Here is a 14838-nt window from a genome sequence, read left to right on the forward strand (position 1 = left end):
TGGAGACACCGGAGGAATGCGACAGTCGGTCAGGTGGTGAAGCCGGCCGAACCGCGCAGGGCGTCGTGCAGAGGCGGGGCCCCGAAGAGCTGCTGCACGTCGGCGAGTTGGTCGCGCGCGCGGTCGGCGGCCGTGCGGCGCTGAGAGTTGTCCGCCTCATGGTGCACGGCGGCCTCCGTGCGTGCCGCGGAGATCACACGCTCGGGGTCGATCTCCTCGTCGTCGTAAGCACCGGGGATGTTGAGTGCGAAACGGCGCAGCAGCTGGCGGGCTGCGCCGGACGCCGGATACCCGGCGGTGTCGAGTCGCAGGATCTGCTCGGCGGTGCCGATGGCGTGGACCAGGAAGTCGGCGCGTGGGCTCAGCGGGCCGACTATGCGCCGCTCCAGGGGCCAGACGGATACGGCGAGGAGACCACGGGCGGGGGTGAGCCGGTCGTGGGTGAGAGCAGCGCAGATGTAGTAGGGGCGGGCATAGCCCTGTGCTGTGAAGGACCTCTCCTCGTCGCGGCGGAGTGAGGCGAGTTTCGTCGCGATCAGCGGTTCGGTGAAGAACGCCTCGTAGATGGAGGAGATCAGCTTCGGCGACGCCGGGGCACCGAGCAGGGTGAGCGCCTGGTGCACCTGCTCGCGGACCGGGACGGTGCCGTGGGTGGCCTGCTTCCCGTGGGCCTGCCGGAACGGCGCTGCGGGCTCGGTGGTGGCGAGCCTTGTGGGCGGTGCGGCAGGTGAACCGGCCCCCTCCGCCTCCTCGGCGTCCAGGGCCCGCTCCCACGCGGCCTCCGCTTCGCGCAGTTCGGCACGGATGCGGGTGGTGTCGGCCTTGTCGCGGGCACGTCGAGCCTCTCGCAGGAGGGTGCGCAGGCGCGACAGGCGTTCCTCGAGCTCCTCCAGCGATGCGGTCATGCGCGCACCCTACCGCTAACCCCTTCGATTTCCAAGCTTCTCCAAAGAGTTCCAAAGTTGTGCGCTACGCTCGCCGGCACGGCCGCAGGGGTTCACGACGGCCGGTGGAACTCCGTGCTTCGGCCGGGAGGGGAACGACATGACGTACGACATGCCGTGGCGTGCGCCGCAGTGGATGACGGGAGACGAGGGCCCGGTCCGGATCGGGCCGGGCACCAGAGGGGGAACTGACGAGCCGCACGACTGCCCGTCCCGCGACGCGGCGAAGGCCCGGCCGGGCCTCCGCGCGCAGGTGCCGTCGCAGCTTCCCCGGGAGGAGCACGAGACCTTCACGCTCGGTCCCGTGTGTGCGGCACTGGACCAGATCGAGTTCGGCGGCGCCACGGTGGACGAGGCGCTCGATGCCCTGTCCGGTCACCGGCCCGCTCTGCACGAGGGGCACCGGACATACGTGGAGCACGCGGTGCGGAAGTACACGAGCCATGGTCCGGACGCCTTCGTGCCCGTCCAGCCGTACTGGGTGGTGCGCAAGGACAACGGCCGGCGCTGGGAACTCTACGCATGGTGGCGCCGCTACCAGTCGGCCGACGGCACGATGCGCGAATACCGGCGCCTCAGACACGGGCACGCCCGCGCGTCGAGCCGGGGCGAGATCGCGGTCGCCGCGTACACCGCGGCGTTCGGGGCCGACGCAGCGTGGCCGCGTCGCTGGAACCAGGAGTTCGCGATCCAGGGCTCGCCGGGGCGCGTCGCGAGGGTCCGGATCATCGAGGTCGGCCTGGGCGACGGATCACGGGCCGTTCAGTTCGACGGGACGGCGGAGGAGGCCAGGGCGTACTACGAGGCCCACGGCGACGCCCACGTAAGGAGCGTGATCAGAGGCGGCCCGGAGCGCCCCGGGGCGGTCTGCTTCGACTGCAAGCAGTTCACCGGGTGCGGGGCGGTGCACCGGTCTCCGGGGGTATTGGCCCTGCCCTCCCGCGGCTTGCCGCTGCGGAAGGTGTCCATCAGCGACCTCAGATACCACGCCGCCTGCCCGGCGCAGTCCCTGCTGCGCTCCCTGCACCTGCCGAAGACCGACGAGTACAGCGACGCGGCCAAGCTCGGCCAGGCTGTGCACGGCTGGATCGAGGCGCTGCACCGCCGTACAGGCCCGGTCCCCTGCACACGCGACGACATGCCCCCGCAGGGGGAGAACTGGACCACCGGCCGGTGGAGGGTCCTGGACGAGGAAGCGGAAACGGGCCGCCGCATGCTCCTGCAGCATGTGGACTCGTGCCCCTTCCAGCCTCTCCGGGCCATCGAGCGGGTCGAGTGCGAACCGACCCGGGTGTTCCACGATACGGCGGCCCAGGCCTTGGTCGTGGCCAAGCCGGACCTGCTCTACCGGGAGGACGGTTCCTGGGTGTGGTGGGAGCTCAAGACGACCCGCACCCCGCCCCGCATCGGCAAGGACCCGCTGGACGCGTATCCACAGCTCGCCCTGGCCGTCGTCCTGCTCGCCCAGACGGCGCTGGGTGGCGATCCCTCTGGCTCGAGGGTGGAGCTAGAGATCCTCCGGCCCGATGGATCCGACCCCCACGTGATCGACCCGATGGACGCGGAGCGCCTCGTCAAGGCGCGAGCGGTGCTTCGCCGGTACGCAGGGCCTTGGCGCGAGGACCGGGCGTGGGAGGCGCGGCCGGGCGGGCATTGCCGCCGGTGCCCGGTCTCGCGGTGGTGCCCGAGCGCCCAGGACCCCGCCGACGCGGAGGGGAAGGCGTGAGCATTCGGACCACATCGAACGCCGAGGTCGCCCGATCCGGCCCGCTTCCCCAACCCGCCGTGGGCTCGGACGAGCCCTTACTCCGGGAGATCGCCAGTGCGCTCGTCCGTCTGTCCCGGCAGCGCGGCGTGTCCCACCCGGTCTACCCGGCGCCCGCCCAAAACGCCTACAACCGCCTCGTCCTGCACTGCCTCCGGAGTGGAGTCGAACCGCCCGGCAGCATCCCCGAGATGGTGCGCTGGGCGTGCGAACGACCGCTGGCACGATGGCCGCTGGACCTGGCTCCCGAAGCACGTGGAACCACCGGCACGCTTGTGGATCCTCGGACGAGGCTGCCCCACCAGCTCTGCCTCGAGTGGGAAGTGGACGCGGCGGACCCCGCCGCCGAGATCTTCGAGAACCAGCGCATGCTGGAGGCCCTCACCGTATGCCGGGCAGCAGGCGCTCCCGAGGCGTACAGCGCTTTCCGGTGCCTGCTGACCACCCGGCCCGTGCTCACTGGTGCGGAGCTCGCCCTGCTCGGTGGCGACCCGGAGTGCGGACTCCTGCTCCATCGCATCATCAGACAGTGCTACGGACCCGTCCCCGTCACCTATCGGAGCGACGACGGCAGCTACCGGCAGTGCGGACGCTGCCGCTGCCTGATGGTGCCGCTGCCCGGCGGCGGTCACCGCTGCGAGTTGGACCGTTGCCGCCGTGACGGCACCGCTGCTGCCGCGGTCCCGGTACGCCCGGACCGCAGCGGGCTCCACCAGCTCAGCCGCCCGCTGCGGATGTTCGTCACCAGCCCGGGCCTGGCCGAGAACGACATCGGGACAGCCCTCAAGAGACGCTTCGGCATCGACGCCGAGATGTGGCCCCAGTTCGACGCGTACGACCTGCGTGTCCCGCTGCCCGGCGGCCGGTACTGGGCCGTGGATGTCAAGGACCGGGTAAACCCCGTCCTGCTCGCCCGTACGCTCACCCACTTCCGGGCCGATCCGCCCTTCGACCGAGCCTTCCTGGTCGTGCCCCGCTATCGGTTCCGCGAGAACGAGGCGTACGGACGCCAGTTCCGCCGGAACCTCCCCGACGATCTGGCGGGGCGCATCACCCTGCTCGACGACCGTACCTTTCTGCGTCTCGTGGCCGAACAGATCGCCGACCGGATCGCCAGCCGGACGGAAGCCGGATCCCTCAGCCCTGAAGGAGACCACCATGCGTGATCGCAGCGGCTGGCACCGTCGTTGCTCGCCCCACCGGCTCACCGACGTATGGCCGGACGGCCTCGGCGCGTTCCGGGCCACCGATCTCCTCGACGTCGAGCTCGGCCTCTACCTGCTGCAGAGCGTGGCGCCCACGCGCGCCGCGATCGACGCGTGGCCCCTGCTCGGCGGATACCCCTACAGCGAGGCGTTCGGGGACGTGCGCTCCGACGAACAGCGGCTGCGCATCCTGCGCGCCCGCCACCACCTTTGGGTCCTCAGGCGTGGACACGCCTGGACCGAGGCGCTGGAGGAGTACCTGCGCGTGCCGCAGCAGCTGCGCGGATACGACCTGGCGAGCGTCGACGCGGTGCCGCGACGACGCGTACCCGCCCGGGCGGCCCGTCGCTTCGAAGTGTTTGAGGAACTGCTCACCACAGGACCCGAGTTCGCGACCCGCCGTGTCCCGCTCGCCGAGGCGGGCGAGCACACCTTCCGGGCCCAGGACCGGCTCCACTCGGTCAAGATCACCGACGACCTGTTGCTCGGTGCCCTGCCCAGGCCGCACTCCCTCGACGTGGCGCCTGCCGGGCGCGGGGAACCCGTCGACGTGACCTGGGCGGAACTCGAGACGGCCGCCGCAGCCATGGACGCGGCTGAGGAGGTCGCCGGAGGCTCCCGAAGCGGGTGGTGCGGTCGACTGAGCCGTGTCCGGCTGCTCTTCCGGGACGAGGCCCTCGGCCGGTTCACCCGGGGTGAACACCTCAGGATCGACCGGTTGCTCCATATGGTCGGCATGGTCGGTGCAGGTAAGTCGACCCTCCGTGACATCCTCACCTTCCACCTGGTCACCCGGACGTCGCGCCGCGTCACCCTGGTGGTCGGCGACGTGGCCGAAACCCTGGCCGTCGTAGAGCTGTTCAACCGGCTCGGGGTGGCTGCGGCACCCATCCTCGGCCACTCCACGCGCGAACGGAACATCGGACGACTGCACCGCCGCACTGCAGTGGCAGGCGCCGACACGATGCTGGGACACGACCACCCCGGCTTCGCGTACCTGAGCAGCGCCTGCCCCGTGGACGCGCTGCGGGGTACGGAGGCACGCAGCCCCCTCGGCATCAGGGAAGCCCCGTGCCTCGGGCTGTACCCCGTTGCAGAGCAGGAAGAGACCCCCGACGATCCACTCGTCGAAGCGGAGCAGCCGGCAGACCGAGCGCCACGGCCCAAGCCTCAGCGGCGGCTGTGCCCGCTGTGGAACCGCTGCCCGAGGCATCGCGGCGCCCGGGATCTCGTCGACGCCCGCGTCTGGGTCGCGACCCCCGCCGGGCTGGTGCACAGCTCTGTGCCCCAGCACCAGCACGACGAGCAGATCCGCTACCTGGAACTCGCCTGCCGACTCAGCGACCTGATCATCGTCGACGAGGTGGACCGCGTGCAGATGCAGCTCGACACGGTGTTCGCCCCGGCCAGCACCCTCGTCGGCACCTATCCGAACTCCTGGTTCGACGAAGTCGCCGTCCACAAGTTCCGGCAGATGGCCCGGGACGGGCGACTCCAGCTGTCCGAGCGCGACGTCGACGATTGGACGAACGCCGTCAACACCGTCAGCGCCGCCACCGACCGGCTCTACTCGCTTTTGGTCAAGAACGGAGAGCTGCGGCAGTGGATCAGCGTCGACTATTTCAGCGCGTTCACCCTGCACAACCTGCTGATCGACAGCTGGTTCCCCGGCCGGGACGCAGGCGACCAGCCGCCGCCCACGGCGCGTCTGCTGGACGAGGCGCTGCTGCGCTTCCGGGACGACCCCCTGCACGAACACGAGAGCACCGGCGACGGCGACCAGGTGACCCGCCTGGTCAACACCTTCGTCCACCTGACCCTCGAACTGCTCCACGCCCCCCAGGGAGCCCGCACCCGGGAACGGCTCCGCTCCACTCTCGCCGCCGTGGTGGGCGACGACTCCAGAGTCCTCGACCGGATCGACGTACAGGCCCGGCGCTTCGAGTTCACTCTGCTCCTCGCCGCACTCCACAGCCGACTCGACTTCATGACCATCTTGTGGCCGCGCGTCGAGGCCGCACTCCACCTGGAGAACGCCTCCAACGTCCTCTCCCGCAGACCTCCCAAGGACTACGAGGCGGTCATCCCCGAATCACCGATGGGCAACGTCCTCGGCTTCCAGTTCCGCCTCACGGACCCGGAGCGCGACGGCGACCGCAGCGGTGAGCTGCGCTTCTTCCACTGCAACGGGGTGGGGCGCGAACTCCTCATGCAGATGGGCGACCTGTGTCGGGTGGACGGTCGACCCGCCCCCCATGTCCTGCTAATGTCCGCGACCAGCTGGGCCGGCGCCTCCAGCCGTTACCACTTGCACGCCGAGGTGGGCGCTGTGCTCCAACCGCGGGACGAGGAGGTCCAAGCCGTCCTCGGAACCGAGTTCCGCAAGGAGTTCCTCCACTGGCCGGGCAGCGAAGCGCCGCGGCCCTTGCGGCTGTCGGGCTGCCGTCCGCAGGAGCGGCCCCAAGCGCTCGTCGAGATGCTCCGGCAGCTCGCGGTCCCGGACCGCAGCCTGCCAGGCGCATCGAGCATGCTCGACACCGAGCTGGACGAGATCCCCGACCAGGACCGGCGCCGCATCCTGCTCCTCGTCGGCAGCTACGACGAAGCGCGGCGCGCGGCCGAGTTCCTCAACGGCGTCCCCGAGTGGAACGGCCGTGTCGTCCAGCTGGCCTCGGACGACGCGGACGCCGACACCGCCTGGGCCCGGCTGCCGGAAGACCCCGCGGTGCGCACCCTTACCCGAGGCGACGTGCAGTCCTTCGCGAAGGCCGGCGGCGAACTCTTGATCGCGCCGCTGCTCGCGGTCGAACGAGGGCACAACATCGTGCTGAGCACGGGCAAGGCGGCCATCGGCAGTGTCTACTTCCTGGCCCGGCCCCACCCGCGGCCCGACGACATCGCCCTCGCCATCCAGTCGATCAACGACTGGGCGGTACGCCAGCTCCGCGATACCGGCAGGGCCTTCACGCAGGCGACGCTCGCGGCGGCAACACCGCACCAGGCCGCCATCGGCTTCCGCAGCCGCGCCCGCCGCCAGTGGAACCGGTACCTCACCCGCCGACTGGCCTGGTCCAGTCTCCGAGACGACGAGAAGGCCGCCTTCACCTGGGACCAGCTGGTCGTGATGTGGCAGGTGATCGGTCGTCTTGTACGCGGCGGCGTGCCCGCCAGGGTGGTCTTCGTGGACGCCGCCTTCTCACCCCGCGAGGCAGGATTCGAGGCCGTTGACACCCCAGACACCAGCCTGCTGGCGAGCATGCGCGCCGTACTGGCCCCCTACTTCGACGAGCCCGACGTTGTCGCCCACGGTGCCGAAGTCCCGCCGGAACCCTCCCCCATTGACAAGTCGCTCGTCCGCGAACTGTACGAGCCGCTCTTCCGCGCTCTCGTCGACATGGGCTGAGCCCACGCTGCCCGCCCGCACCCCACACCTTTTCCCGTACCTCCCTCCGATCTGAGGAGACCCCCAAGATGGCGTACCAGCACGTACGGACCGCCTCGTATGTGCCCGACCCGGCACAGGGTCCGTTCCATGTCCAACGGCACACGCTCTCGCTGCCCGCCCACTGGGAGGAGCCGCTCGGCCGACTGCGTGACCACGGCCGGCCGGAGGGCCGCTGGCACGGTCCACGCCGCATCCCCACCCGGGAGATCAACCAGCTCATCCGTACCACCGCCCCGGACGTCGTCACCATCGCGTCCAACGCCACCTTCGGAGCGGACTCCCCCTGGCTCTACTGCGCCGAGCTGCTCCCCGCCGCGGTGACCAACCTCTATGCCGCCACCTGGCTCAGGAGCCTCCCTCGCGATACCGAAGACCCGGCCGCACGGCGTCTGCTCACGGAGTGCTTCCGCGATCTGGACACCGGAACCCTGGCTTGGCGGGCGGACACCGTCGACCTGCTCGAACAGCAGCCGTCTCCCGGCGGCACCGCCATGCCCGCCCGTCAGGTGTACCGGCTGCTCCCCGACGAATTGGCTGCGCGTATCACGCGCCAAGGCGCTTACGAGCACGGTGGTCGACAACTCACCTTCCATCAGGTTGCCGGCGTCAGCGGCGGATACGAGGCCGGAAGCAGCACTGCGGAACTGATGTCGTGGCCGCCGATCGAGTACCAGTCCGCGGGCAGGAGCGGCGAGCGCAAGCCGTCGTACTACGCGGCTACCCTCCGCGTCGGCGTACGCACCGTCCCGTTCTCGCCGGTTCCCCGGATCCATCTCAGCGCGGGCATCCGTCGGTTCGTCACCGGGAAGGTGTGGATGCCCTCCCGCAAGGGCGTCTCGGTCTACCTGCTGCCGGATATCTCGCTCGTGCCGGAAGGGCCGGTGTCCCAGCGACTTTCGGTCGCCATGCTGCAGTGGCGCAACGGCACCACGGACTGGCGGCAGGGCGGCGACGGCGGCATGCTCGCCGCCGTCGCCGCACTCGACGGGCTCCCCTCGGTGGACCGACTGGTCAAGGAGGCCAACCGGTGGATCGGGGACGGAAGGGACGGCATCAGGCTGGCAGTCGGTCACCAGGCCGCCATGGGCAGGCATCCCATCGGGACCGGGCTGATGCCCAGCGAACGCCGCCGTCTCGTCGAGTGGGCCGAGCAGGCGCTTGCCCCCGAGTTCGCCCCCGCGCCGAAGCTCCAGCGCAGTCGGTACGGCCGCCCGCCCGGCAGGCAGCTCACGAAGCGGCCCGCCATGCCCAAGAACGCCACCACCGAAGAGCTCGCCTCCGTCCTGGAGCGGACAGAACAGACCGCGGCGGAGAACGCACTGGTGCGCCGCGCGGCACTCGCCTCGACGCTGGATGGCGCCGACCTCGTTGGCTTCCTGGTCCACCAGACCGACGACCAACGGGACCGGCTCGCCGCCACCGCCGAGAGCGCGCTCGGTCTCACGGAATTCCGGCGTGAACAGGGACCGGAGACATGGGTGTGGGAGGCCGAGGAGCTCACCGTACGCCTGCACGCCCACCCGCTCGGTGAGCTCGGATCTCCTCTCGGCACGGAGGACCGGCTAGCGCGCGCGGGCCAGGAACACGACCAGGCCATCCGCGAGCGGCGCGGGCAGGTCGCCGAGACGATGGCCCGCCTGCGGGCGCAGGTACCCGGGACGCGGATCGCCCTCGTCGAGCTGGAAGGAAGCGAAGCATTCCAGGGCCCCGCGAGGCGCACCGACCCCAAGTACGCGATCCGGCTCGGGTGCGCGGATGCCGGCCTGGTCACCCAGTTCATCCGCCCCTTGGACACCACGATGGACAAGGCCGACGCCGAGAAAGACGCCGTTCTGCGGGCCGAAGCGGCCTGGGCGGACGGGCTCCGTCAGACCGGGATCCGCCTCGTGCCGAGGCACACTCTCGGCGACCGCATCCCGTTCGGATTGAACCAGGTGGCCTTCCATCTGGTCGAGCGCCGGGTCGACGGTCCCACGGGCAAGGCACAATTCACCCCGATCGCCGTGCTGCTCCGCCCGGACGCACCGTGTGTTCTCGGGCGCACAGCGGACGCATCGGAGTGGATGCCCTACCCGGACCTGCTCCGGACCCTGACCGGTCGAGTGCGGGGGAGTGACCTGAGGACCTCGGCCCAACAGTCCGCCGTCACTGCGGCCTTCATCAGGAGGACCCTGGCGAGCCTGCGCGGCACGCCGACCCTGGTCCTGGCCCACGCACAGGACATGCGCAAGCGCTGGCCGTGGCTCACCAACGGTGGGCTGGAGGCCGACCGGATCGGCCTCGACGGCGGTCCTGCACAACGGATCGGTCTCTATGGCAAGCACCTCAGGGTCATCAGGGTCGCCGACAGCGGCCGTGACGAGACGCCCCAATGGTGGGCCGAGCGGGAGGAGCGCGAGGTTGAGCTGGCCGGGCAACAGCGGGGCGGCTTCGGCATGGGGCTGTGGGTGCCTCACGAGCCCGGAGCCCCCCGCCGTGTCTTCTACAGCACGGCGGACAAGGCGAGCACGCAGACGAAGCTGACGAACGACGACGCGAAGCTGACCCCGCACGTCAACCCAACCGGCCGGAGCGCCCACCGGCCGACGGTGAACGCGTGGAACCCCGAGCTGCTAGAGCTCACCCTGGCCTGCCTCCAGCCTGGCGACGACCCCGAGGCATGGGCCGCGTTCGTCCACCAGCAGCGCATCTGCAGGGACGACTACCGGGACGTGCTCGGCCTGCCGCTCGCCCTCCACCTGGCAGGGCTCGCGGACGAGTACGCGCTGCCGCACGACGAGGAGGAGGCGGTTGACCCGACGGTGGGACCGGTCGCGGCGCCCCTCGTCGTTCAGGACGGCGGGCAGCTCACGTTCGACTTCGACACCGACGAGGACAGCGAGGACGAGGTACATGGCGACGCGTAGCACGGAGGCGGTGGAACGGGCCCGCCGGTCCGCCGAACGGCTCCTCGACCAGGAGGGAATGGGGGAGGGAGCCGACGTATCGGAACCGGAGGGCGAGGTGGCGACGGCGGCGGCTGTCCAGCACCTGGGGGCACTGCTCGCGGCCCTTCCGGGGATGGTGCGCCACGCCTTCGACCGCACCAGGGACCACGCGGGCAATCTGTCCAGCGACCGCCTGCAGGGCCTCTCCGAGATCGTCCAGAACGCGGAGGACCTTGGCGCCACCGACGTACGCGTCCTCACCAGAGAGCGAGACCTCCTGGTCGCCCACAACGGTGTCTCGGTACGGCTGCCGAACGTGGTGGCCCTGGCCCTGCCGTGGCTGTCCAGCAAGGCCGACCAGGCCGAGTCGACGGGGCGGTTCGGCATCGGACTGATGACCCTGCAGTCCCTCTCGCCCCACCTGGAGGTGCACAACGGCCACTATCGCGTCCGGATCGGGGACCCGTACGTCTCCGTCGCCGAACCACTCGACATGCCGGACTGGTTCGCGGACGACACGTGGACCGTACTTCGCATCCCGCTGGAGCCAGGTGTCCTCGCCGCAGAGACGGTGGACGAGTGGCTGGACTCCTGGTCGTCCGGCGCGCTGCTCTTCCTCGGTCGGGTGGCCGGAGTCACGCACCTGGATGCTCAGGGCCACGTCCGGCGCCAGCTCGCTCTGACCCGCGAGCCCGGACCCGTCTTCGAGGCCGAGGTCGGCGGTGGGCCAGCCGAAGTCGAGACCCATCTCGCCCGTGACACCGGACGCCGGTGGCTGGTATGCCGTACCACCGTGCCGAGCCCGTCCGGTGTCGGCAGGGCCCACAAGGCCGCCGGGCCTACCACCACACTCGCCGTCGCGCTGCCGCTCGGACACGATGGTCCCGGCCGGATCCATGTCGGCCTGCCGGTCGAGGAGACCGGGGCGGCCCTCTGGGCGAGTGCCCAGTTTGATCCGCTTGCCAGCCGTCAGAAGCTCGACGAGACCCCGTGGAACACTGCGCTCGTTCCGCTGATGGCCGATCTGTGGACGGCAGCCGTCCTGCGGCAGTTCCAGCACGATCCGGTCCACGCGTGGAGCGCCGTTCCGCTGCCCGGTGACGTCCGTGACGCCCAAGGCCCCGGCGCCGCGCTGGAACGTCGGTTGCTCGACCATGCCCGACAGCTGGTGTCCACGAAGCTGCTCCTGAACGTGCCAGGGAAGGGTCCGCTCGGCCTCGGCTCCCTCGCCGTGGAGGACGAAAAACTTGAGGGCGTCGTTACCGAGGAGGAAGTCGCCCGCCTGGCAGATGTGCCTTCCGCGCTGCCCTGGGTGATGCGGGGACCGGACAGCCGGTGGCGAGAGGTGCTGTCGGACTGGGAGAAACACGGGGCCGGCGCACCGGCCCGGGTCGGCGTGTACGTCGCGCGGGCCCTCCTCGGCGACGAGGGACGGTCACCGCAGGCGACGGTGCAACTGGCCGCGCGAGTCATCGAAGCGGGTTGGGTCGACTGCCTGCCGTCACACGACTGGCTGGTGGACAGCTCCGGCGCGCGGTATCGCACGCTGGGCGCTGTCCCGGTGATGTTCGCCGCGTCTCCGCGCGGGCTGGCGGTCGAACTGGGGCTGGCCCGTGAGATTCATCCGGCGTTCCTCGCCGACACCGACGACGCGCGGTTGGTGCAGCAATGGCTCGGCAAGCAAGGAGTGCTGCTAGACGACGACCATCCGGCGGCGGTGATCCAGCGTCTCGCGGACTTCAGTACTGCGCGAGGCGGTACCGTGGGCCTGTCCCTCACAGACGGTCAGCTCGCGGCGCTGCGCGATGGTTTCGCACACGTGCCGGACAACCGGCGCGAGTCATGGGGCAAAAAGGTCGGGCTGGCCGTACGGCTCCAGGGCCACCGCTACACCGTCGACGGACAGAGGGAGGACGTCGAGACCGTTCCGGCCCGGGCCTACCTTCCGTCGGCTCTGGACAGCGCCGAGCGCGACGAGAGCTTCGCCTTCGCGGCCGGCCCAGCTTGCGGGCCGGTGTGGCTGCGGCCCCGTTATGCCAAAGTGCTGCAGGGCGGCAGCATCGGGGCCCTGAGGTTCCTCCGGTTCCTCGGCGCTGAGACCGCCCCCCGGCCGCGCAGTCACCCCCGGCAGCGCGCGCGGTTCGAACGAGGCCCCAGAGGACTGCCCGCACGTCTCGCCTCGGGGCCGGAGGCACGCACGAAGGCCATGAACGCCCTTGATGCGACCTACACCCTCGACGACTACGACTGCCCCGACCTGCACGCTGTGGCGACCGACATCGCGAAGGACGCCGACCCCGCGCGCCGTCGGCGCAGGGCGGTCGCGCTCCTCCACGTACTCGGCCGTTCGTGGAACCGCTTCTCCGAACGCGCCGAGGTCGTTGCGGCGTACGACCACTACAGCTGGCAGAACCAGGGACGAACCGCCGCCTTCTGGCTCTGGCAGTTGCGCGACGTGGCCTGGCTGGACGACCGGAACGGCACTCCGTCCCGCCCACCCCGGCTCCGTACCCGCACCGCGGGCACCGTGGCTGTCTACGGGGACGGGGACGCGCACTTCCTGCACCCGGAGATCCAGGACCAGACGCGTCGGCGTACCGAGGTGCTCCGTGCGTTGGAGGTCGCCGGCGACGCCCGGACCCGGGATCTCGTCGAGTGCCTGCGGCGGCTCCGCCGTGAGGAGAAGGACGGGGCCGCCCGCAACGCTCCCGCAGCATTGATCATCTACGAGGCGCTGGCCGAGCGCGTCACCGCAAGGGGGATTTCGGGCTGGTCGGGCGAGATGCCGTTCAATGACGTCCTCCGTGCCTTCACGACGGGCGACGGGCTGATTCTCACGAACTCCGGCTGGCGGCGCCCGGGCGACTGTCTGATCGGGGAGCCGCTGTTCGGGGCGTCTCGAGCCTTCGCTCCCATGTTCACCGGTGGCGAGGCGTTCTGGAAGCGGCTCGGGGCACGCCGTCCGACCGTCGACGACGCGGTGAAGGTGATCAAGGAATTGGCGCAGCAGGACAGGAAGGAGCGTCGGGACGTTCCGGAAGGAACCACTCAGTCGGTTGTTCTGGAGACACTGAAGATGCTCCGCGACCCGGTCGCCGTCCGGCCGGAGGAGCTGACAGCCGGACTGCTAGGACGCTTGCCCCTGGTCACCAGCAAGGGCTGGTTGAGCAAGCGGCCGGTGTACGCGGTCGAGGACCCCATGGTCGCCGAAGGCCTAGGTCGTGACCATGCGGTGTGGCGGCCGGGGGCAGAACTGGAACAGTTCCGGCCGCTGGCCGGGGCCATGCACCTCACCTGGATCGGGGCGGAGCAGCTCACGGTGCACAGCACGATCCCCGCTTCCCACGACCCGGAAGCGACGGAGCTGATCCGTGAGGCCGTCAACCACCTGCGAGAGGACCTGCAGCGCAACGCCCCGGCGGTAGCCCGGAGCCTGGAGTGCCCCTGGGACGAGCTCGCGGCAGTCACAGTGAGCGTGGCATCCGACCTGATCTGCCGGGTGGAATTGCCTGGCGCCGTGGCGGAAGTGCCCGTCGACGCCGGTGTCGACTGGGCCTCCGGCACCCTCTACGTCCGCGACCCGTCGGCGGTGAATCGGCCCTCCATGGGTGGTGCCTCGATCGCCGCCCGGTTCCCGGGGCACCGCCGGGAGGCGGCCCTCGCCTGGACTGCCGCGTACGACCGTGCGGAACAGGGCCGTGCCGCCGTGGACCTCAGCCTCGCGGAGGACCAAGTGCGCCGTGACCAGGAAGCCGCCGCAGCCGAACGTGACCGTCGGCTCAGGGGAATGCAGGAAGAGGTGGACCGACGCGGCCGGACGAACGCAAAAGGAAAGCGCCCGGCTGCGGGAGCGCCGCCGACGACCGGTGGCCAGGGATTTGTACCGCCCGTGATCGCGCCCGGCCGGCTCCCCTCCGTCCCGGCTGGGCATCCTGTCGCCCCCTCCCGCCGGCTGGTGGACCCTAGCGCCCTCCGTCTTGTCGTGGACCGGGGAAACCTCACGGCACCGCCCTCCGGGACCGGGCCCGCGCCTGCCAATGTCCTGAAGAAGGGCTTGTCCGGCCTGCCGCAGCCCCGGTCCGGCTCGGCCGTCCCCCAGCAGCGCAGCTCAGCGCGTCCCTACTCGACCGTGGAGCAGGAGAAGGTGGCGCTGGACCTCGTGCGCCGGGCACTGGCGCTGGACGAGACCGAGCTGCGTGACCTGAGGGCCCAGCACGGCTTGGGCGCGGACGCGGTGGACGAGCTGGCCCGGTTCTACGAGCTCAAGACGTACGGCGGTGCCGAGCCAGACACGATCCAGCTCACCCCCGCGGAATTCCAGCGGGCGGTCGAGAGCGACGACTTCTTCCTCGTGGTCGTCTCCGGCCTGGAGGCAGGAACGGCACCGGTCACCGTAAGGATCATCCTGGAACCGCTGAAGCACCTGCCCTACAGGCCGAGCGACAACGTGCTGGTCTCCGGCATCCGGGGGGCGCAGAGCCTTATCTACCCGTTCGAAAGCACGGAGTAGACCCCGCCGTGACAGCCATCACAGCGATGACAGCCAATCGAG

At 70.5% G+C, this 14838-nt stretch carries 6 protein-coding genes; 5 read left to right on the plus strand and 1 reads right to left on the minus strand.

The window, feature by feature from the left end; all coding sequences use genetic code 11:
- Window positions 1–29 precede the first annotated feature (29 nt).
- A complete protein-coding gene (locus ACFVVO_RS32705; RefSeq protein WP_390059813.1) occupies window positions 30–905 on the minus strand; it encodes a hypothetical protein in 876 nt (291 codons plus the stop codon).
- A 139-nt stretch (window positions 906–1044) separates the two neighbouring features.
- Here ACFVVO_RS32705 and ACFVVO_RS32710 point away from each other — a divergent pair, with 139 nt between their 5' ends.
- The 5 genes from ACFVVO_RS32710 to ACFVVO_RS32730 all read left to right on the plus strand — a co-directional run bounded on the left by ACFVVO_RS32710 (window position 1045) and on the right by ACFVVO_RS32730 (window position 14796).
- Window positions 1045–2670 carry a PD-(D/E)XK nuclease family protein gene (locus ACFVVO_RS32710; protein WP_390059815.1) on the plus strand — a complete coding sequence of 542 codons (1626 nt, stop codon included), beginning with the start codon at window positions 1045–1047 and terminating at the stop codon, window positions 2668–2670.
- Window positions 2667–3875 carry a hypothetical protein gene (locus tag ACFVVO_RS32715; protein WP_390059816.1) on the plus strand — a complete coding sequence of 403 codons (1209 nt, stop codon included), beginning with the start codon at window positions 2667–2669 and terminating at the stop codon, window positions 3873–3875. The genes ACFVVO_RS32710 and ACFVVO_RS32715 overlap by 4 nt, the downstream gene beginning before the upstream one ends.
- Complete coding sequence (locus ACFVVO_RS32720; RefSeq protein WP_390059818.1) at window positions 3868–7317, plus strand: signal recognition particle; 3450 nt, start codon at window positions 3868–3870, stop codon at window positions 7315–7317. The genes ACFVVO_RS32715 and ACFVVO_RS32720 overlap by 8 nt, the downstream gene beginning before the upstream one ends.
- Before the next feature lie 68 nt (window positions 7318–7385).
- The gene (locus tag ACFVVO_RS32725) at window positions 7386–10265 is read left to right on the plus strand and encodes a pPIWI_RE module domain-containing protein (protein WP_390059820.1); all 2880 of its coding nucleotides are present in this window, start codon (window positions 7386–7388) and stop codon (window positions 10263–10265) included.
- A complete protein-coding gene (locus ACFVVO_RS32730; protein WP_390059822.1) occupies window positions 10252–14796 on the plus strand; it encodes a sacsin N-terminal ATP-binding-like domain-containing protein in 4545 nt (1514 codons plus the stop codon). Before ACFVVO_RS32725 ends, ACFVVO_RS32730 begins: the two co-directional genes overlap by 14 nt.
- The last annotated feature ends 42 nt before the right edge of the window (window positions 14797–14838 follow it).

Origin of the sequence: Streptomyces sp. NPDC058145, from assembly GCF_042884245.1 — a bacterium.
Taxonomy (GTDB): Bacteria; Actinomycetota; Actinomycetes; order Streptomycetales; family Streptomycetaceae; genus Streptomyces.